25 protein-coding genes are annotated in these 19,453 nt (G+C 60.5%); 16 read left to right on the forward strand and 9 right to left on the reverse strand.

Features of this window, described 5'->3' with window-relative positions; all coding sequences use genetic code 11:
• Positions 1–6 precede the first annotated feature (6 nt).
• Genes NIM86_RS15885 through NIM86_RS15895 form a run of 3 tightly spaced genes read right to left on the reverse strand, consistent with a single transcriptional unit; the run spans position 7 to position 2,746 of the window.
• Positions 7–372: a response regulator gene (locus NIM86_RS15885; RefSeq protein WP_253383567.1), complete on the reverse strand. Its 366-nt coding sequence runs from the start codon at positions 370–372 to the stop codon at positions 7–9.
• Positions 372–1,073 carry an STAS domain-containing protein gene (locus NIM86_RS15890; RefSeq protein ID WP_253383568.1) on the reverse strand — a complete coding sequence of 234 codons (702 nt, stop codon included), beginning with the start codon at positions 1,071–1,073 and terminating at the stop codon, positions 372–374. The genes NIM86_RS15885 and NIM86_RS15890 overlap by 1 nt, the downstream gene beginning before the upstream one ends.
• On the reverse strand, positions 1,073–2,746 hold the full coding sequence (locus NIM86_RS15895; RefSeq protein ID WP_253383569.1) for a methyl-accepting chemotaxis protein: 1,674 nt from the start codon (positions 2,744–2,746) through the stop codon (positions 1,073–1,075). Before NIM86_RS15895 ends, NIM86_RS15890 begins: the two co-directional genes overlap by 1 nt.
• Before the next feature lie 223 nt (positions 2,747–2,969).
• On the opposite strand from NIM86_RS15895, the gene NIM86_RS15900 reads away from it, so the two are divergent.
• Both NIM86_RS15900 and NIM86_RS15905 read left to right on the forward strand, forming a co-directional pair.
• A complete protein-coding gene (locus NIM86_RS15900) occupies positions 2,970–3,395 on the forward strand; it encodes a hypothetical protein (RefSeq protein ID WP_253383570.1) in 426 nt (141 codons plus the stop codon).
• Between the two features lie 212 nt (positions 3,396–3,607).
• Positions 3,608–4,540: a flagellin gene (locus tag NIM86_RS15905; protein WP_253383571.1), complete on the forward strand. Its 933-nt coding sequence runs from the start codon at positions 3,608–3,610 to the stop codon at positions 4,538–4,540.
• A gap of 140 nt (positions 4,541–4,680) precedes the next feature.
• On the opposite strand, the gene NIM86_RS15910 is transcribed toward NIM86_RS15905, so the two are convergent.
• Genes NIM86_RS15910 through motA form a run of 6 tightly spaced genes read right to left on the reverse strand, consistent with a single transcriptional unit; the run spans position 4,681 to position 9,365 of the window.
• The gene (locus NIM86_RS15910) at positions 4,681–5,100 is read right to left on the reverse strand and encodes a hypothetical protein (RefSeq protein ID WP_253383572.1); all 420 of its coding nucleotides are present in this window, start codon (positions 5,098–5,100) and stop codon (positions 4,681–4,683) included.
• Entirely contained in the window at positions 5,087–6,163 is a 1,077-nt protein-coding gene (locus NIM86_RS15915) for a flagellar biosynthesis protein FlhB (protein WP_253383574.1), read from the reverse strand. The genes NIM86_RS15910 and NIM86_RS15915 overlap by 14 nt, the downstream gene beginning before the upstream one ends.
• 21 nt (positions 6,164–6,184) lie before the next feature.
• Positions 6,185–7,156 carry a FliG C-terminal domain-containing protein gene (locus tag NIM86_RS15920; protein ID WP_253383575.1) on the reverse strand — a complete coding sequence of 324 codons (972 nt, stop codon included), beginning with the start codon at positions 7,154–7,156 and terminating at the stop codon, positions 6,185–6,187.
• Positions 7,157–7,182: 26 nt separating this feature from the next.
• Positions 7,183–7,557 carry a FliM/FliN family flagellar motor switch protein gene (locus NIM86_RS15925; protein WP_253383576.1) on the reverse strand — a complete coding sequence of 125 codons (375 nt, stop codon included), beginning with the start codon at positions 7,555–7,557 and terminating at the stop codon, positions 7,183–7,185.
• Positions 7,558–7,599: 42 nt separating this feature from the next.
• Positions 7,600–8,505 (reverse strand): FliM/FliN family flagellar motor switch protein, encoded by a 906-nt coding sequence (locus NIM86_RS15930; protein WP_253383577.1) that lies wholly within the window; start codon positions 8,503–8,505, stop codon positions 7,600–7,602.
• Entirely contained in the window at positions 8,502–9,365 is an 864-nt protein-coding gene (motA, locus tag NIM86_RS15935; protein WP_253383578.1) for a flagellar motor stator protein MotA, read from the reverse strand. Before motA ends, NIM86_RS15930 begins: the two co-directional genes overlap by 4 nt.
• A gap of 207 nt (positions 9,366–9,572) precedes the next feature.
• Here motA and NIM86_RS15940 point away from each other — a divergent pair, with 207 nt between their 5' ends.
• From NIM86_RS15940 to NIM86_RS16005, 14 genes are read left to right on the forward strand one after another with little or no spacing between them, the layout of a single operon-like run.
• Complete coding sequence (locus tag NIM86_RS15940; protein ID WP_253383579.1) at positions 9,573–10,340, forward strand: DUF1217 domain-containing protein; 768 nt, start codon at positions 9,573–9,575, stop codon at positions 10,338–10,340.
• A 17-nt stretch (positions 10,341–10,357) separates the two neighbouring features.
• Entirely contained in the window at positions 10,358–11,080 is a 723-nt protein-coding gene (gene flgF, locus NIM86_RS15945) for a flagellar basal-body rod protein FlgF (protein ID WP_253383580.1), read from the forward strand.
• Positions 11,077–12,513, forward strand: coding sequence for a FliI/YscN family ATPase (locus tag NIM86_RS15950; RefSeq protein WP_253383581.1), 1,437 nt, complete (start codon positions 11,077–11,079; stop codon positions 12,511–12,513). Before flgF ends, NIM86_RS15950 begins: the two co-directional genes overlap by 4 nt.
• A complete protein-coding gene (locus tag NIM86_RS15955; RefSeq protein WP_253383583.1) occupies positions 12,443–13,072 on the forward strand; it encodes a hypothetical protein in 630 nt (209 codons plus the stop codon). The genes NIM86_RS15950 and NIM86_RS15955 overlap by 71 nt, the downstream gene beginning before the upstream one ends.
• A gap of 34 nt (positions 13,073–13,106) precedes the next feature.
• Positions 13,107–13,472 (forward strand): flagellar basal body protein, encoded by a 366-nt coding sequence (locus tag NIM86_RS15960; RefSeq protein ID WP_253383585.1) that lies wholly within the window; start codon positions 13,107–13,109, stop codon positions 13,470–13,472.
• Between the two features lie 2 nt (positions 13,473–13,474).
• Positions 13,475–13,891 (forward strand): flagellar basal body rod protein FlgC, encoded by a 417-nt coding sequence (gene flgC, locus NIM86_RS15965; protein WP_253383587.1) that lies wholly within the window; start codon positions 13,475–13,477, stop codon positions 13,889–13,891.
• Positions 13,888–14,193 carry a flagellar hook-basal body complex protein FliE gene (locus NIM86_RS15970; protein WP_253383589.1) on the forward strand — a complete coding sequence of 102 codons (306 nt, stop codon included), beginning with the start codon at positions 13,888–13,890 and terminating at the stop codon, positions 14,191–14,193. Before flgC ends, NIM86_RS15970 begins: the two co-directional genes overlap by 4 nt.
• 12 nt (positions 14,194–14,205) lie before the next feature.
• Entirely contained in the window at positions 14,206–14,994 is a 789-nt protein-coding gene (gene flgG, locus NIM86_RS15975) for a flagellar basal-body rod protein FlgG (protein ID WP_253383591.1), read from the forward strand.
• Positions 14,995–14,998: 4 nt separating this feature from the next.
• Positions 14,999–15,490 carry a flagellar basal body P-ring formation chaperone FlgA gene (flgA, locus tag NIM86_RS15980; protein WP_253383593.1) on the forward strand — a complete coding sequence of 164 codons (492 nt, stop codon included), beginning with the start codon at positions 14,999–15,001 and terminating at the stop codon, positions 15,488–15,490.
• Positions 15,491–15,522: 32 nt separating this feature from the next.
• Positions 15,523–16,617 carry a flagellar basal body P-ring protein FlgI gene (locus NIM86_RS15985; protein ID WP_253383674.1) on the forward strand — a complete coding sequence of 365 codons (1,095 nt, stop codon included), beginning with the start codon at positions 15,523–15,525 and terminating at the stop codon, positions 16,615–16,617.
• Positions 16,614–17,147 carry a MotE family protein gene (locus NIM86_RS15990; RefSeq protein ID WP_253383595.1) on the forward strand — a complete coding sequence of 178 codons (534 nt, stop codon included), beginning with the start codon at positions 16,614–16,616 and terminating at the stop codon, positions 17,145–17,147. The genes NIM86_RS15985 and NIM86_RS15990 overlap by 4 nt, the downstream gene beginning before the upstream one ends.
• Positions 17,144–17,887, forward strand: coding sequence for a flagellar basal body L-ring protein FlgH (flgH, locus tag NIM86_RS15995; protein WP_253383597.1), 744 nt, complete (start codon positions 17,144–17,146; stop codon positions 17,885–17,887). The genes NIM86_RS15990 and flgH overlap by 4 nt, the downstream gene beginning before the upstream one ends.
• A gap of 16 nt (positions 17,888–17,903) precedes the next feature.
• Entirely contained in the window at positions 17,904–18,434 is a 531-nt protein-coding gene (locus NIM86_RS16000) for a flagellar basal body-associated FliL family protein (protein WP_253383599.1), read from the forward strand.
• Positions 18,431–19,324, forward strand: a complete 894-nt coding sequence (locus NIM86_RS16005; protein ID WP_253383601.1) for a flagellar type III secretion system pore protein FliP — start codon at positions 18,431–18,433, stop codon at positions 19,322–19,324. The genes NIM86_RS16000 and NIM86_RS16005 overlap by 4 nt, the downstream gene beginning before the upstream one ends.
• Positions 19,325–19,453 lie beyond the last annotated feature (129 nt).

Raw genomic sequence — 19,453 nt, forward strand, 5'->3', positions numbered from 1 at the left:
CTCCGATCAGGCAAGAACGCGGTTGATAGCGGCCAGAAGTTTTTCTGGGCTGAAGGGTTTGACGATCCAGCCGGTTGCGCCAGCATCACGGGCGCGCACCTTCTTTTCCTGGCTGGACTCCGTGGTCAGGACCAGGATGGGGGCGGCAGAGCTATTGGAGCCGCCGCGCACGGCGGAGATGAAGCCGTAGCCGTCGAGATTGGGCATGTTGATGTCGGTGATGATGACGTCCGGCTCGCAGCCTTCCAGCTTGGCCAGGCCGTCCTGACCGTCCTCGGCGGTTACGACGTTGAAGCCTGCGCCTTTCAGGCACGCTTCCACGAGCTGTCTGATGGTCCGGGAATCGTCGACGGCGAGAATTGTTTGAGACATTAGTTCGCTCCTTCAATACGAAGAAAATCAATGGACAGACCGATACGGTCGAGTGAAGCGGTGAAGGGTTCCGACGGGTTCTCCCAATCCAGCGAGAATCCATCGTCGAGCCATTGCTTCGAAGCGGCGATGGCGACTTCCAGACATGGTGTGTCGATGCGCGAGACGGCAGCGGCGTCGATTGTCAGATTAGTTCCGATCCGCTCCTGAAGGGTCGCGCGCAAATTCTCGGCCTGATCGAGATCGAGAATTTCCGGCAGCGCCAACCGACCGGGCGTTTCCGCGCCTTCGATCTGCACCTGAACATCGGGGCTGGCACTGACCGGTTCAGCGAGATCGGCGAATGGGTCGTCGCCATCATCGTCTGACCCTCCATCGATGGCCAGGTCGGCGAATGGATCGGCGCTTTGCCCGGTGCTTCCCATCGTGTCTTCGCTAGTCTCCGGTAGGGCATCGAGGTCCGGCAGAGGCAGTTCCTCTTCATCCCCCGACACCGGAGCGGCGAGGTCGTCGAGCGATGCAGAATCATCCATCGCTTCGAAGGCCGGAAGCTCTTCCATTTCCAGCGAGGGCGCGGCGTCATCAAGCGTCAGTCTTGCACTGTCATCCAGTGGCAAAACCTCGGTGAACTCAGCCGGCGCGACCGGCGTCTCCGGTTCCTCGACTGTGAGCGGGGTGAAGGCTTGCATATCGTCTTGCATCAGAATTCTTCCCAGTCCTCATCGATAGCCGCATTCCCAAGCGTCAGATTAGGCGCAAAGGATTTGGATGCCGCTGGCTCCTGCAACGGAACGGAACGCGAGGCTTGCGACGCGGCTCTCTCGCTATCGGCATGGCGGTTCCGTTGTTTCGGCTCCTCCCTCCCCTGGCGCGCCAGATCGGCAAAGCGGGCCGTGTTTGCGCTCTTCAGAGCGGCGGCGGCAGACTTCAATTCATGACCGTCCGTCGCGGCGACAGAGCCACGGGCCGGGCGTTGAGGGGGCAGAGCGGCCTGCGGCCTCGCCGAACGACGCTGTGAAACCGAGCCGGTCTGCAAATCCTGCAGCAGAGCGGAAATTTCAGATGTATGGCTCTGAAGCGAATGGCTGGCGGCGGTAACCTCTTCCGCCATCGCCGCGTTCTGCTGCGTCATGCCATCCATCTCAACCGCGCTTTTGTTAAGCGTATCGAGCGCATGGGTCTGTTCCTGCGCGCTCTCGGTGATGGTCCCGACATTCTGGCTGATATTCAGGACGTGATCGGAAATGCGCTTCAACGCCGATCCGGTCTGGTTGACGAGCCGCGAGCCGTCGGCGATCTGCTTCGTCGACTGGGTGATCAGGCTGGAAATCTCCCGCGCGGCGTTGGCCGAGCGCTGCGCCAGAGCGCGGACTTCCGACGCGACGACCGCGAAGCCCTGCCCCGCATCGCCCGCGCGCGCTGCTTCGACACCCGCGTTCAGAGCCAGAAGATTGGTCTGGAATGCGATCTCGTCGATGACGGTGATGATTTGATTGATCTTCGTGGCAGAAGTCTCGATCTGCTCCATCGCGCTCAGCGCTTCGTCGACGACCTGGCTGCTGGCTTCCGCATCCTGACGGGCGCTCGTCGCCACATTGCTCGTCTCTTCGAGCCGTGTAGCCGATGTCCGGACCTCGTCCACGACCGTTCCGAGCGTGGACACCGTCTCTTCGAGGGCGACAGCCTGGCGCTCCGTCCGCTTCGACAGATCGTCCGAGGCGCTGACGATTTCGCCGACGCCGGCGCCGAGGCCCTCGACGCTTTGGCTAACCTTGCTCAATGTGTCACGGATAAATATCTGGGCGGTCTCGAAGCTGTCCTTGAGCATGCCGATTTCGCCGGGGAACGAGATATCGAGAGAGTGCTGGAAGTTACCCCTGGCCAGTTCCTTGAGCGCTTCGTCCAATTCCGCCAATGCCACTCGACTTTCCTCGTCGAGGCCGGCGACTGGTGGCTCCTCGATTGGCGCGGGCTCAACCTCGACAACGGGTTCAGGAATGGGTTCGGGCTGAACGAGCTTGCGCGCGATAGCGCCGATAACGTCGTCTCGCTCTAAAATTGTATCCAGTTTTCCTGACGGGCGCCCCGTTCTGGCAATCTCGCCGAGGCCTGCGAGAGGACGGACAAGTTCCCGTGGCAATCTGTGCGCCAGCGCAATCATGCTGGCGAGAGCAACACCCAGAAAGGTCAGGAAGGCGAACGGCAGCAAGGTCTGGCCCGGCATCTCGATCCCTGAAAAGGAGAGCGCGAACAGGCCAATAGCAATGCTTTGAGCAGCAAGTCCGGCAAAGATCAGCGTCGTGAACGGCCGAACCACGGATGCCGCACATACGTCGTCTTCGGCGGGCATGGCCGCCACCGTCGAAACGGTCATGGAGAACCCCGAAACAATCTGGAGATCAGGAACATCCGCCCCAAAGGGCATCGGGATCGGCAATCATGCCACAAGCGTTCATCGTCACTCGCTCCCAGTGCGTCAGACGATAGGGGGATCGAGCTTAACCAGGAGTAAACAGCTCGCGTAAAAGTCGCAGGAAGTTAACTGATCAGTCTCGCACAAACTTCCGCTTCTAGGCTTGCTGAAAAGGAGATGGTCGTTGAAGGTTTTGATCCCGGGTTTCGTGGCGATCTTTGCAGGCGCGTCGATTGCGTCCTTCGCAGCACTGCCGCCGGCGGCCGTCGATACGGCGGCCGAAGTCGAGTCGTCGGGCCAGCCATTCGAGGCTCGCAATGTGGCGGTGCCGCGCCGCGAGGGCGAAAAAACCGATGGCTATATTGTCGCGGATATCAGCGGCTTGCACGATGACGGCTTGAGCGCATCTGCCGCCACGGCATATGTGACAGCGGCGCTCGGACTTCTCGCCAGCACCCATCAGGTTCAGGATCTGGACCCCGACGTGGTCGCCCATCGCGGCCGTCTCGCCAAACGGATCATGGCGGCTCTCGATACGATGGGCCAGAGCGAAGCCATCCATTCCATCGAAGTCACCGATATCGGCTTCATCGCACGCGCCAAGGATTAGGCCGCACGCCTCGCGCAAGGTTGACCGGGTAGTTTGATAAAGACGGCATGTGCCGTTGCCGAATCGATCTGCGGCATGATGCCGAAAGCGGATCGGCTTGAGACTAGGCGGCCGGCGGCTTTCGAGCCGGGCATGAAGCCAACCGGTCGAGCTGGATGATCCAGCATGTCCTGAACGAAACGCGCCGAAGCGGTGCCAAAGAGACTGCTACAATGACAAGTATCAGAACAAACTCTGCAGCCATGATAGCGCTGCGCACCCTGGAGACCACGAACAAGGCGCTGGAAGACACACAAAAGCGCATTTCAACCGGCTATCGCGTCGCCGAAGCAGCCGACAATGCGGCTTACTGGTCCATCGCCACCGTCATGAAGTCGGACAAGGCGGCGCTCTCCACCGTTCAGGACGCACTTGGCCTCGGCACAGCCAAGATCGACGTTACCTACACGGCGATCAACTCGGCCATCGACGTCGTCGATTCGATCAAATCCAAGCTTGTCGCGGCCCGCGAGCCGGGTGTCGACAAGGAGAAGATCCAGGACGAAATCAAGCAATTGCAAGAGCAATTGGTGGGTATTGCCGAGTCGGCCAGCTTCTCCGGCGAAAACTGGCTGAACATCGATTCCTCAGCCGCCGGGTATTCGTCCACCGAGGAGATCGTCTCGTCCTTCAACCGTACGGGCAGCACCGTCACGGTCGATACGATTGAGATCGACATCAGTACGCTCGCTTTGATGGACGCCAATACCACGGCTGGCAAGGACGGCTTGCTGGAGAAGGAAACGACGTCCGGTGTCGCGCCGACTGCGGTGACATTCTCGATCCTGACGCTCGATATCACTGCCGCGAACGTCACCGACGCAACGATCGACGACATGATCGATTTCGTTCACAGCGCCTTCACCGATCTGACAAACGGCGCATCCGACCTCGGCGCCATGAAGAGCCGCCTCGACATGCAGACCGACTTCGTCGCGACGCTGATCGACGCCATGACGCGCGGTATTTCAGCGCTGATCGATGCGGATATGAGCGAAGAATCGACGCGTCTTCAGGCCCTCCAGACTCAGCAGCAGCTTGGCGTGCAGTCGCTGTCGATCGCCAATGCCTCGGCACAGAACATTCTGGCCCTCTTCCAGGGATAAACAGGCGACCCAGCCTTTTAATCTGACGAAAAGAGAAGACCCGGATCGGCCACCGATCCGGGTCTTTCTTCGTCGGGCTGATTTTTAAAAGGCTCTGGCTTTCTGCCCGAGCCTTCGTCCACCTATCCAAGAGCAGCAGGTCAGGTCAGCATAAACTGCTGCGCCTGCAGCGTCTGCGCCAGAAACCGCGTATTCGCATCTGGATCGCCATCGCTATTTGCGAACGCGATATAGTCGAGTTGCACGCGCGCGCCCTCCGACGAAAGGAAGAGACGGAAATAGGCCTGCAGCTCCTCTCGGTTGAGGCAAAGGTCGAGACAGATTTCCGGCAGCTTGTTCCAGCCTAGAACGATGCTCGAACTGTTGCCGAGCGTGATGAAGCCGGGCGTGAAATGAAAATTGGCAGCCTCATTGACGATCTCCGCCAGGGAGACATGCAGGTCGAGCGCGATGAAGGCCGCGAAATGCACCGGTTCGGCAAGAAGAAGCTCTTCAGCGAAGGGCGCGATTCCCTCGGAGAGGATGGCTTCACGAGCGAGCTTCTGATCAGTGGGCAACATGGGTCGATCCCGTATTCTGAATGCTGCGTATGAGAGCGGCGACCGCGCGATAGAATTCGGCGGGTATGAGACTATCGAGCGGCGCGATGCGGTAGAGCGAACGTGCAAGCGGCACGTCTTCGAAGACAGGCACGCCCGCTTCCTCTGCGACCCGGCGGATACGCAGCGCGACCTCGTCGGTCCCCTTCGCGACGACGCGCGGGGCGGCGTCCTTCTCGGTATCGTAACGCAGGGCGACCGCGAAATGGGTCGGGTTGGCCACGACCAGAGTTGCATCCGGAACGGCCGCCATCATGCGGCTTCGCGCGCGGGCGCGCGCCACGGCGCGAATACGAGATTTGACCAGCGGATCGCCTTCCGCCTGTTTGTGCTCTTCCTTCACTTCCTGTTTGGTCATTCGAAGGTCGGCCTTCCATATCGTCTTCGATACGATGAAATCGACCACGCCGACGATCAGCATGAAAATGAAGAGATAGGCGACAAGCATCTGTGCCGTCTGCCCGGTGCCCGAAAGCGCCCGCATGACGTCCAGATTGATATATGACGGCAGTTCCAGCAGGCGCGACCGCAGCAGCACGCTGACGAGCAGCGCGGCGAAGAGAAACTTGGCAAGCGACTTGGCGAACTCGATCAAACCGCGCTTGCCGAAAATCTTGGTCCAGCCTTTGACTGGCGAAATGGAACTCCATTTCGGCTTGATACGCTGCAGAACCGGACGCGGCGCGTTCTGCACGATAGAGGCCACGATCCCCGCGCCCATGAGCAACAGAAAAAGCGGCAATAGAAACGCCGCCATTAATGGCATCACGTGCCAGATCAGCCGGCGCAGATCCTCGGCTGAGCCAATCGGAACACCCGCAGCATTGTCGACCACATAGGCGAGATCGGCGGCGAACCTGGCGATTGATCCCTGGGCGATCAACAACAGCCAGATCAGCACAACACCCAGAGAGACGGCCAGGGTGGCTTCTTTGGAAACCGCCGTCTGGCCCTTCTCCAGCGCATCGCGAATCCGCTTTTCGGTCGGATCCTCTGTTTTACTGTCTTTGTCCTGCTCGCTCATACCCGATCCGATCCCAAGCGATTAAGCGCTTTGATCCGATGGAAGCGAGAATTCGCCATCGTGAGCACGGCGAAGAATTTCGCTGACGATCTTGCGGCGCGCGGCAGCGATGTCGGTATCGCGTATCGGACGAGGCGATGACAGTTCCGCTTCGATCATGCGGCGGTTGCGTTGGCCGACCGCATTCAGCACACATTCCTTCACCTCGTCGGAAGCGCCTTTGAGCGCCAGCGTCAAAAGCTCCTGATCCATACTGTCAAAGATGCTGGCGAGCGCACTCTCCTCGAGCCGCGCCACATCGTCGAACCGGAACAGCTTGGATCGAACGGCGGCCAGCCGCTTGGGAGCTACTATGGCCTTTAGATCGTCGAGCAGTTCGTCGAGTTCCTCGCGCTCAAACTCGTTGAGTGCGGCGGCAACGGCCCCTGCCCGGTCGCCTTCTTCACTCTCGTCGCCGCCAAACGTTTCTTCCAGACGCGCCTCGATCATCGTGACGACCACATCGCTTGGCGGTTTCGCGGCGATCATGAAGCCGATAACCTCGCTTCGTTTCTGCCGTTCCAACGTCAGAAGAACCCGAGCGACGAGCTGATCGGGAAGACGTGACAGCACGAACGCCGTGACCAGTTCGCTTTCCTCGCCCAGAAATTCAGCTAGAGCCTCCGGATCGACCTTGGACAGATGAGCCCAGATCGAACTGTTGTCATTGTCGGCGCCTCCGCCAAGAAGATCGACCAGCCCGTCTTCGCCAAAGGAATCGGCGAGCATTTCCGCCACTTTGGCATCGAGTTCGTCGATACCGGCGCCCGAAACGAACGTGTTTTCGAAATCGTGGACGACCTGCGACAGATCTTCTTCCGTCAGGCGCGACATGGTTCGCGCGCACTCGGCCATATGGCGCAGTTCGTCGGGCTGGAAGTTGCGAATGAACTCCTTGCCGCGTTCCTTGCCCATCGCCATTATGACGGCGATCGCCCGGTGAGTGTCGATCATCTGGATCATGTCGCTTGCCGGCGCCGTCAGGCCTCGTCGCTACCGTCAATGGAGAGGATCTTGAGGCCATAGGCCGTCGGTTCGCCCTCCAGCGCGATCAATTCCGCCGTGCCGATCTTCGTATCGTTGACCACCAGATCGATGGGCTCGCCGATCATCTTGTTGAGCGACAACACCTGGCCGGGACCGACCCGGCCGAGTTCGGCCACCGTCATCCCGATCCGCCCGAGAATGACTTCCAGTTCCAGCGGTATGTTCTGAATCGCGATAGGCGAACGCGATTTCGGCGAAGCGGCCGGCGTTGCCGCATCGGCCTGCGGCAGCTCTTCGCCAAATTCGGAAGCCGCGCCCATCTGGCTCATATGTTCACTCAGTTCGTCCTGAAGACTTTCCAGTCCCATGGCCTTCACCCGTCCCTTCTATAGCGACCGCCGTACCGGCATTCAGTTCGCCGAGTCGTCATTGATCCGTATGCAATAGTGGTCGCCGCTTTTGCCGACACGCGCCGTTGCCAGAACTTCCTGCCCCACCTGCATGATGCAATTGGAGAAGGCGGCATCGGCCAGCGGAAGCACGCTACCGACTTCCATTTCCTCGATTTGGCGGTAGGTCAGCATTCCGCCCGACAGACGGATCGTTGCTTCCACTCTGAGGCTGCCGAATTTCGGACCGCCCTCGTCGTGACCGGAGGCCTTGGCAGCCGCCCCAGCCGCCGCGGCAGGCGGGGCGGCCGGTATGTTGACGGGCAGACGGTCGGCGGGAATCGCCAGTTGCATCATGCTGTCGCGTTCACCGACCTTAACGGTGAATTGCATGACAAGCACGCGCTTATCCTTCACCGCCGTCAAGTCCACTTCGGCCGGACGGCAAAGATCGGGAACCCCGATCTCATGTTTGGTTTCCTTGCCGACCGCAACGATGAGATCGCGCCACAGCATATCGCAGATCGACTGTTCGATGCGGGTCAGCGGTTTGTCGCCCTTGTCCGCATTCGCCGAGACGGTGCCGCCGAGAAGCAGTGTCGCGACATCGCGAACAGACTGCATTTCCATCGTAGCCAGCAGAGCCGGCGTCTGTTCGTCCTCCACACCGGTCATGCAGCGAACCATCAGCCCCTGTCCGGGCTGCTCGGCGTGCCACGCACCCAGCTCGGTGCGCGTGGCGCTTTCGAAGTGGAACTTGGCAAGGCCGGCAATGTCCGGTCCGAGATCGCCGCTCATCCGCTGCGCCAGGCTTCGGCCGAGCCGCTCGTCCTGATCCGACGTGTCACGCGCGACGGTTGTCCGCGCCTGCAGCGCTTCGACGAAACGGGACAGGCTTTCCGGTTTGCTCAGCGTGTTGACGCTCATGCGATGACTCCTGCGGTAACGGTCGCTTCTTCGACCGCGTTGATGGAAGGACGATCATGCGCCGAGATCGCCTTGCGGCCGAACTCGAGCGCGACTTGCGGCACCGAACCGTTCATGTGCGCGATCAAAGTCTGCTTGGCGACGAAATATTTGCGCATGTTCTTCTCGCGAAGCAGCTTCACCTTGGCGGCAATCGGTCCCACCACGGCGTATGAGGCGAAGATGCCGAAGAATGTGCCGACCAGCGCCGCGCCGATCAGTCCGCCGAGCACTTCCGGCGTGGAATTGATCTTACCCATTGCCTTGACCACGCCGAGGACGGCGGCGACGATACCGAGAGCGGGCAGGCCGTCCGCCACTGCCTGAAGCGCGTAATATCCCTTGAGAGCATCGTGCCGGACGGTGTGGATTTCCTCTTCCATCAACGCCTCGACCTCGTGGGGGCGGGCGTTGCCGACCATCATAAGCCGCATATAATCGCAGATGAAATTACGGAATTCGACATTCTTCTGGATTGTCGGGTAGGCCTCGAAGATCGGGCTGCTATCCGGATTGTCGATATGATTTTCGAATTCGCTCTTCGGCCGGTCCTTCAACTGCCGCAGAAGCGTGTAGAGCAGGCTCAGCATATCGAGATAGTCCTGCTCCTTCGGCGCCTTGCCCTTCATTGCTTCCATCAGGCTTCTGCCGGTGTCTTTGACGACCGCCATCGGATTGGCCATCAGAAACGTTCCGAGCGCCGCCCCGCCAATAATGACGTACTCCCAGGGCTGAACCAGCACCTGCACATGGCCGCCCATGGCCATATAGCCGCCAATAACGCAGCCGAGCGTAACGATAATACCGAGTATGACACCCAAGGTTTTTCTCCATCGACGGCATGGAACCGTTCGCTGGCAAGCTAGAAGACATTCCTTGCGCCGGGCTGGACGGAGGGAAGGTTTGACCACGCCGTCAGGAATAGGATCGGCGGCGGCTTCTTGCGGCGTCAGGCTCGCGCAAGGCGGGCCGCCGATATTCCCGGCAAAGACGCCCGCTGGCGGCGTCCGCCTTAAGGAAATGCGATCATGCTCAGCACATATGCGGCTTATCAGCTGACGACGCAGAACATCGACCGCTCGCTGACCATCGTCAAAAGCGACCCCATGGTCGAACGCGAAACGGCCTACTACCTGGAAAATGTCGGCAATATCAAAACGGCGGAAGACTTCGTCAACGATTCCCGAATCTTCCAATACGCCATGAAAGCCTTCGGCCTGGAGGATATGTCCTACGCCAAAGCCTTCATGCTCAAGGTACTCAAGGAAGGCACCGACGAAAGCACCGCTTTTGCCAATCGGCTGGCCGATAAGCGCTATGTCGACTTCGCCGAAACCTTCAATTTCAGCCGCCACGGCGAGACCGCCACGACATTCACCAAGGCGCAGAAGGGCACGGTCGATCTCTATATGCGCCAGACGCTGGAGGAGAACGAGGGCGCCAAGAACGAAGCGGTGCGGCTGGCGATGTATTTCGAAAGAAAGGCCCCCGATCTGGAGAGCGTGACAGGCATTCTTGCCGATTCAGCGATGTCCACGGTGGTGCGCACAATTCTCGGCCTGCCGGAGAGTACGGCGATGCTCGACATCGACAAGCAAATCGAAATGCTCGAGGACCGCATCGACATCACCGATTTTCAGGATCCCGACAAGCTTGCCGGCATGATCGAGCGGTTCTCCGCCATGTGGGATATGGAAAACGGCAGTTCGACCGCCGAATCCCAGGTTGGCCTGCTCTTCAGCGGCTCCACCCAGACCCTTTCTGCCGACATGCTGATGTCGCTTCTTGCCAGGTAACAGCGGATGAAGCTCTCATGAAGGAAAGCCTGCAGATCGGCCTTTCGGCCCAGATGGCGATCGAAAAGCGTATGGAAACGCTTGCCGACAATGTCGCCAATGTGAACACGGTCGGCTTTCGCGCCACCCGCATGCGCTTCGAAGAAGCGCTCAGCAAGACGGAGACGGGCGAAAATTCGTTCGTGAAGGAAGGCGGCACGTTCGTGGATACGCGCAACGGCGCTCTCACAGAAACCGGCAATTCATTCGATTTTGCCATCCGCGGCGATGGGTGGTTCGGCATCCAGTCCGATCAGGGGCTGGTTCTCACTCGCGACGGACGCTTCACGGTCAGCAATGACGGCGAACTGCAGACGCTGAACGGCCATCCCGTCGTCGACGCAGGCGGCGCGCCGATCCGGATCGATGGCGCAGCCGGTCCGGTTGAAGCCGGCCAGGATGGCGTGCTTTACCAGAACGGTCGCATCGCTGGTTCGCTCGGCCTTTTCTCGTATGATCCAACGGGAGAAGTCGGCCGTGCCGAAGGCTCGGCGATCATTCCGGCTTCCGCACCAGAACCGATCGTTGATCGGAACGATGCCGGTGTGGTGCAGGGCTTCATTGAAGAATCCAATGTCGATCCCATCCGGGAAATGACGCAGCTCATTTCTCTTCAGCGGCGTTTCGAATCGGTCAACAGCCTGATGACCCGCACGACAGACAAAACCGATGATGCCGTGAAGTTCCTGGGTGGCCGATGACCGGCCAGTCTCGCCTGCAGGCGCTTGCCGCCTTTGCCGCCGATGCGGCTCCCATAACGCGGGAGGCCGGGCGAGTGGTCGCTATCGCCTCGGGCCAATTACGGCTGCGCGGCCTTGGCAAGAGCGTCAGCCTCGGCGAGTGCCTCATCTGCCAGACTCAGGACGGACCGGTCCCACTTCAGGTCGTGCGTATCGACAATGCCGATATCCGCGCCGCACCGTTTCACGATGGCTATAGGATCAGACGGGACGATATTGTCCTGCGCATCCCGCCACAGACCGGTCGGCCGGCGGAGAGTTGGAAAGGCCGTGTTCTGGATGGCCTCGGCACGGCCATCGATGGCCAGTCGATCATTGTGCCTGAAACGGCCACCGCGCCTGCGGCGCATGTGCCCCGGCATCAACAACGCATTCTTTCAGCCTGTCGCGTCGACGAAGCCTTTCGTACCGGCGTTGCGGCCATCGATGTGTTCACCCCGCTCTGTTACGGCCAGCGACTCGGCATCTTCGCCGGTTCGGGCGTCGGTAAATCGACGCTTTTGTCGATGCTCGCCAATTCCGGCGCGTTCGATGTCGTGGTGATTGGACTGATCGGTGAACGAACGCGTGAAGCGCGTGAATTCATGCATGAGACCCTTGGGGAAGAAGCGCGGAAAAAAGCGATCACCATCGTCGCAACGAGTGACGAAACGGCCCTGATGCGCGCCCGAGCCGCCGAACTGACGATGACCACGGCGGAGTGGTATCGCGATCAGGGCAAACGCGTTCTTGTCCTGTTTGATTCGGTGACACGCTACGCCCACGCCTTGCGCGAGGTGGGAATCGCTCTTGGGGAAGCCCCGATTGCGCGCGGGTACCCGCCAAGCGTCTTCGCCGCACTGCCGAAATTGATGGAACGCGGTGGCCCGGCGCTGGACGGCAATGGCGGCTCCATCACCATGATCGCGACAGTTCTTGTCGATGGCGACGAACATAACGAACCGATTGGCGATACATTGCGTGGCATACTCGACGGTCATGTCGTTCTGTCACGCGCCATTGCGGCAGAAGGCCGTTATCCGCCAGTCGACGTCACGCAATCGCTGTCGCGGCTGGCGCTGCGTGCGTGGACCGATGAACACCGTCTCTTCGTTTCCGAGCTGCGGGCGCTGATTGCCCGATACGAGGAAACACAGGATCTGCGCCTGCTCGGCGGCTGGCGGCCCGGAGCCGATCCTTTCTTAGACAAGGCGGTGCAGATGGTGCCGGTCATTTACGACACCATTCGCCAGAGCCCTGGCGACACAGGACCAAACGATCCTTTCGATCTCATAGCCCGGCGCTTGAAAGCCGTTTCAGCAGTGAAAACAGAGGACCCCCAGAATGTTTTCTCGACAGCGAAAGGCCAAAGCGCCTCGGCGTTCGGAGCGAGCTCTGCTCTCATGGCTGGGTGACGGGCTGCTTGCGCTGAGCGGCACCGGCGTCGCGGCGGCTGCGGCATCGCTGCCGTTTTTCGTCGCCGCCAATCCAGACCGTTTCGGCCCGCCGGAAATGCAATACGACCGGGTCGTCATCGATCTTGCCGAAGCCGGACCGATCAAGGAAGGCTCGAGTAGCGACCTGAACCAGCGCGCCATTATCGCCACACCTTATGACGACGTCTCCGTCGGTACGGTCATCCCCTCCGAAGCCGCCAAGGAATTTATCGAATCCGAACGAAAGCGGACGCCATTTTCGCCGTTTCGCACATCCAACGCATTTGGCGACTGGCAGCGTGACCGGGTCGTATCCGGGCGACGCGCGCTGGCGGTTCATAACGGACGCGCCGCCATTGTCGACGGCGGCACCGTCCGGATGATCCGAAAAGGCTCGATACTGGCTGACGGAAAGCATATCAGTTCGGTTCGAGGAAAACGCAAAGAGGTCGTTCTTGTCTTCGAGGATGGGAGCCTGGAGCGATTGCAGATCGCGCCCGATCCCATGGCCGGCACGGCGCAAGCTACACGCAAGTAAGCTTGCCTAGGGTGCTTTTCGAAAGGAAAGCGCCATGTCCTCCCTGCCGATCTTCTCCCTGGCCTCAAAGCAAGCCGAATGGTTGACGGTCCGCCAGCAGACTGTCGCCAACAACATCGCCAATGCCCAGACGCCCGGCTACAAGGCCGCTGAGGTTTCGCCCTTTCAGGCCGTTCTGGAAGAGACGCCGAGCACATTGCGTCGCACCAGCCCGCTTCACCTGACGAGCGCCGGCAATGTCGGTGGCACGAACGGCACGACCGAAGTGATCCAGACCGAAAAGGCGGTCTCCATGGAAAGGGAGATCGTGGAGCAGACCGAGCTTCGTCAGAGCTACGAGCTTAACACCTCGATCGCCAAGGCGTTTCACCGCATGATCCTCTCCGTCGCGAAGCCCTGATTATGGACCCGCTTCTCTCCTCACTCCGCGTTTCGTCCTCGGGCCTTGAGGTGCAAAGCCAGCGCCTGAAGGTCGTCTCGGAAAACATCGCCAATTCCAACTCCACCGCCTCCGTGCCGGACGAAGACCCGTTCCGCCGCAAGACAGTGAGCTTCGAATCCACACTCGACAAGGCGACGGGAGCCGTGTCCGTTTCCGTTAGCGAGATCGGTCGCGACAACAGCAAATTTCCCCTGGAATTCGATCCGGGCAACCCGGCGGCTGACGATAAGGGTTTCGTTCGCCTGCCGAACGTCAACGTGCTGGTCGAAATGGCCGACATGCGTGAAGCCAACCAGTCTTATGAGGCAAACCTGCAGGTTATGCGCCAGGTGCGCGAACTGGTGTCTCTCACCATCGACATGATGAACGCCCGATGATCGAAAAACTCTCCGCCATCGCAGCCACACGGATCACACCTGCCGCCGGAGCCGGCGGAGCGCCTGCCTCGTCAGGAGCGGTCGCCAGCGATTTCGCCAGCGCGCTTGCGCAAGGCGCGAACAATGTCGCCGATCAGGTTTCTGAGGCCGACCGTGCGGCCATGTCGGCGCTTTCCGGCCAGAGCGGACCGCGGGAAGTGGCCGAAGCCGTCATGACCGCCGAACAGTCGTTGCAGACGGCGATCGCCGTTCGTGACAAGCTCGTCAACGCGTTTCTCGACATCAGTCGGATGCAGATCTGAGGAAACTGAACGATGCGCGCCCTTTCCATCGCCGCCACCGGCATGACCGCCCAGCAAACCAATCTGGAAGTCATCGCCAACAATGTCGCCAATATCAACACGACGGGCTTCAAGCGTGCGCGGGCCGAATTTACCGATCTGCTCTATCAGACCGAGCGGCTGAAAGGATCGTCCGCACGCGCCGATACCGGCGTCATTCCCGAAGGTGCGCATCTTGGGCTTGGCGTGCGAAGCGCCGCCATCCGCAATGTGCACGAGCAGGGCACGCTGGAGAACACGGGCAACGCGCTGGACGTCGCGCTGAACGGCAAGGGCTGGTTCGTCATCACGGGCGCCAATGACGAGACGCTCTACACCCGCGCCGGTGCGTTCAACACCAACGCGGAAGGACAGATCGTCATGCCGAACGGCATGCCGCTCTCCGACGCCATCACCCTGCCGCCGGAGGCCGTCGCCATCTCTATCGGCGAAGGGGGTCAGGTCTTCGCGCAGATCGATGGCCAGACCGAGTTGCAGGAAGTCGGCCAGATCACGCTGGCCAGCTTCGCCAATGAAGCCGGCCTTATTCCGCTCGGCGACAACCTCTTCCGCCAGTCCGAAGCCTCCGGGGAGCCGGTCACAGGCGTGCCAGGCGATCCCGGTTTCGGCACCGTGCGCCAGGGCTATCTGGAAAGCTCCAATGTCGACCCGGTCAAGGAGATCACCGCGCTGATCGCGGCGCAGCGTGGCTACGAGATGAATTCCAAGGTCATTCAGGCGGCTGACGATATGGCCGCGACCGTTGCGAAAAATCTGAGATAGCGCCATGACCGAAACGTTTTCGAAACGTAAGGCTCGCCCCCTCCTCAAGGGGGTTGTCGCTATTCAGATCGCTGCTGCCTGCGTCGGACCGTTCGCCTTACCGGCATCGGCCGAGCCGGTCGTCATTGCAACGCGGGTCATCCATCCCGGCGAGACACTCGACGAAAGCGTACTGACGACGATCGACACCAAAGGTCGTGTGCTGTCCGACGCGCCTTTCGTCAACGCCATCGGCCAGACGCGCGGCATGGTTGCAGAACGGACCATCCTGCCGCAGCGACTCATTCTTATATCGTCGCTGCGGACAAAATCGGCCATCGACGCCGGCGCTCTCGTTCCGGTCACTTATAAAAGCGGTGCCCTGACGATCCGTATGGATGCCGTCGCGCTGACCAGCGCCGCACCAGGCCAGGCGATCACGCTGCGCAATCGTGACACGGGCCGTCAGATCGAAGCGCTTGCGCAGGCCGACGGCACGGCGGTGCTTCTGCCATGAAAGCGGCGCTCGCCTTCCTTCTTGGCCTGGCTATGGCGATTGCAGCGCCGCTTGACGCCATGGCCGGCGCTGACGCCGGTGGCGGCTATTCCCGTCTGAAAGATGTCGCTTCGATCACCGGTTCGCGTGACAATCAGCTCTATGGCTACGGGCTGGTCGTCGGCCTGAAGGGTACGGGCGACAGCCTGCGCAATTCGCCCTTCACCGAACAGTCCATGCGGTCAATGCTCGACAATCTCGGCATCGCTACCGAGCTTGGTCAGATGCGTTCGCGCAATGTCGCCGCTGTGGTTGTGACGGCCAACCTGCCGCCATTTGTTCGGCCCGGCACACGCATCGACGTCACCGTTTCTTCGTTGGGTGACGCCAGTTCCCTCCTCGGCGGCACCCTCGTTCTGACGCCGCTGAAAGGCGCGGACGCCGAAATCTATGCGGCGGCGCAAGGACAGGTCGTGACGAGCGGTTTCGCCATCGAAGGCGACGCCGAAGAGGTGAGCCGAGGCGTTCCGACCGCGGCGCGCATTCCAAACGGCGCTATCGTCGAACGCGCCGTCGCGGCTTCGTTCGAAGGCGACGACGATCTGACGGTCCAGCTCCGTAATCCGGACTTCACGACAGCCGTACGGCTGACCGATTCGATCAACGGCTTTGCCAAGCGGACATGGTCGGGCGCAGTCGCAAGAGAGGTCGACGCCCGCACGATCTCGCTGTCGGTGCCGCGCGGGGTCAGCCCCGCCCGCTTCGTCGCCGCCATCGAGAATATTCCCGTTTCCGTCGATCAGCCGGCGCGCGTCGTCATCGATGAGCGCACCGGCACCATCGTCATCGGCGCCGATGTGCGCATTTCGCCCGTCGCCATCAGCCAGGGCACTCTAGCGGTCTCGGTGACGGAGCTGCCACAGGTCGTGCAGCCCGAACCGTTCTCGGACGGCGTAACTGCAGTCGAGTCGCGCAGCATCGTCGATGTCGAGCAGACCGACGGCCCGATATCCATTCTCAACGGTGTCAGCCTGAGTGAAATCGCCGCCGGCCTCAATCGCCTTGGCGTCAAGCCGACTGACACAATCGCAATCCTCCAGGCCATCAAATCGGCAGGAGCCCTTCAGGCGGAGCTTGTGTTGCAATGAGCCCGCGCTTTCTCTTCCTCTCACTGGCATTTTTACTCATCGGTTCGCCTGTTCATGCAGCAGATGAAAAGAGCGATGCTTCCGGAAAAGCCGGCCGTCTGCCGCAGCATCTCCAGCTCAGCAAGGAAGAAGTCATTTTATCGGACGAAGCGGCCTATTGCGATGCCATCGTGGACCAGGCCCGTGAGCTTCGCTACTCCGCCCGCGAGGAAGAACTTCAGACGATGCAATCGGATCTGGAGCGCGGCCTCGAACTGATGGAGCGCAAGAAAGCCGAGTTCGAGAAATGGGTGCAGCGGCGTGAGGACTTCGCCACCCGCGCGTCCGAAGCGCTGATCGCGATCTATGAACGAATGCGGCCCGATGCGGCAGCCGAAAGGCTGACAATTGTCGACCCGATGCTGGCCTCGGCCATCCTGCTGAAAATGCCGCCCGGCAAGTCCGGCACGATCCTCAATGAGATGGAGGCCAAGAAAGCCGCCGGCATCACGGCGATCATGGCGGCAAGCGCCGACAGGGGCAACGGATGAGCGCGCGCCTTTCCGTTCGCATTGTCGTGCTGGCTTCGACAGCCCTTTTTATTGCCGGCTGCTCGCAATCCTTCAAGGAAATCAACCGCCCGCCCGATATGTCGCCGGTCGGCGCGGGTATAGCCACCGCGCAGCCTGTCGCCTGGAGCGCCTATCCTGCTTATCAGTCGCCCCCACAGCGCGGTTATTCGCTGTGGAACAGAAAGGGCAGCGGTCTTTACGTTTCGCAGCGTGCCCTGGAGCAGGGCGACCTGCTGACCGTCCTTATCCAGATCAACGACAAGGCCTCCATTTCCAACGAGTCTGATCGCTCGCGGACATCGGGCCGTTCGCTCGGCCTGAATGGCGATTACGATTATGAGATCGTCAAGGACGAGACCAAGACAGGCAATGCCACAGGCACCGGCTCGCTCGGCACCACCTCCTCTTCCGATTTCTCCGGTAGCGGCTCAACAAACCGATCCGAAGTTATCCGCCTTTCGATGGGTGCGGTCGTCACGGAAGTTCTGCCAAACGGAAATCTCGTTATTCGCGGCACGCAGGAGGTTCGCGTCAACGCCGAACTACGCATTCTGCAGGTGGCCGGCATTGTACGGCCCGGCGATATCGGCCCCAACAACACCATCGCATACGAACGCATTGCCGAAGCGCGTATTTCCTACGGAGGCCGTGGCCGCATCAGTGAGGTTCAGCAGCCGCCCTGGGGTCAGCAGGTCATCGACCTGATCACCCCGCTCTAGGATCAGGAACGGTTTCATGCCTGCCAAAGACAAATCCAAGAACGCCAAACCCGGAATCGTTAAGACACTGGTTCTTCCGGTGGCGATTATGCTGATTGTCGGCGGAGGAGTCGGGTTCGGCGTGGGATCGTTCGTTCTGGCTCCACGGATGAAGGCAGGACAGGAAATGGCCTCGGCCAACAACACGCCTGCCGCTGAACTGGCCGACGGCCAAGCCCAATCCTATGCACCTAGCACCCAGCACGGCGCATTGGATGGACTGACCCAGGACATCGTCGATCTGGAACCGATTACCGTCAATCTAGCCGTGCCGGCCGATGTTCTGATGCGGCTTCAGATCGCGGTGGAAACCAGTTCTACCGTCAGCGAAGGCACGTTGAACGACGTCCATCAGGACATTCTGGCCTATGTCCGCCAGTTGCGTCTCGATCAGCTTCGCAGCCCCAACGGTTATCTTCGCATTCGAGACGATCTGACGCGCCGCGCCAAGGTACGCAGCGAAGGCGGCGTTTCCAAGCTCTACATACGGACGCTGGTGTTCGAATGAGATGCCGGGCGGCCCTGCCGATTCTTCTGGGTGCGATGGCGCTTTTGTTCATGGCGGGCGGGCCGGCCAACGCGCAGTCACTCCAATTGCCTGCCTTTCTGGAACCGGGAGAAACGGCAGACGGGCAGACGGCTGGCTATATCGTCCAGCTATTCGGCCTTCTTACTGTTCTGTCGCTGGCGCCCGGCATCCTGATTTCCGTCACCAGCTTCACCCGCTTCATCGTCGTTTTTTCCATCATGCGCTCGGGTCTCGGCCTTCAGACCACGCCAGCCAATCTCATCCTGGTCAGCCTGGCCTTGTTTATGACCTGGTATGTGATGAGCCCTGTCGTCGACCGCGCCTGGAACGATGGGCTCGGCCCGATGATGCGCAATGAGATCGGACAGGAAGAAGGCTTTCAGCGAACAGCGGAACCGTTCCGCCAGTTCATGCTGGCCAATGTCCGAGATTCGGATCTGCGCCTTTTCGCCGATCTGTCTCCCGCGCTGGTTGTCGGCGAGGACGATGCGCCCGCCCGGCCGAACACTCCCTCCCCCGCTCCCGGCAGCCCGCGAACGGACGGCGACAATCCCCTCATTGGAGTCGGGGCAGAGATCCAGCCCATCGCCGATGGCGCTGAAGCGAATGAAACCGGTGAGGAGGCGGTCGCGTACAGCATTCTCATCCCCGCCTTCATGATCTCCGAATTGCGTCGCGGCTTCGAGATCGGGTTCCTCGTCGTGCTGCCCTTTCTCGTGATCGACCTTGTGGTCTCGACGATCACCATGGCGATGGGCATGATGATGCTGCCGCCAACCGTTCTTTCACTACCGCTGAAGGTGCTGTTCTTCGTCCTGATAGACGGATGGAATCTTCTTGTCGGCTCCATGGTGCGGTCTTTCACTTAGCCGGCGGACCGGCGCAAACCAAAACGCCAGCCTTAACCTTCTGTTAGCATTACGGTTACGGTTCATTAGCCATTTTCGCCGATTGTCGGTTTCGACGATTATCGCCCGGCCCGATGTGGCCTGGCGATC

This window comes from Notoacmeibacter sp. MSK16QG-6 (genome assembly GCF_024158145.1).
GTDB lineage: Bacteria > Pseudomonadota > Alphaproteobacteria > Rhizobiales > Rhizobiaceae > Notoacmeibacter.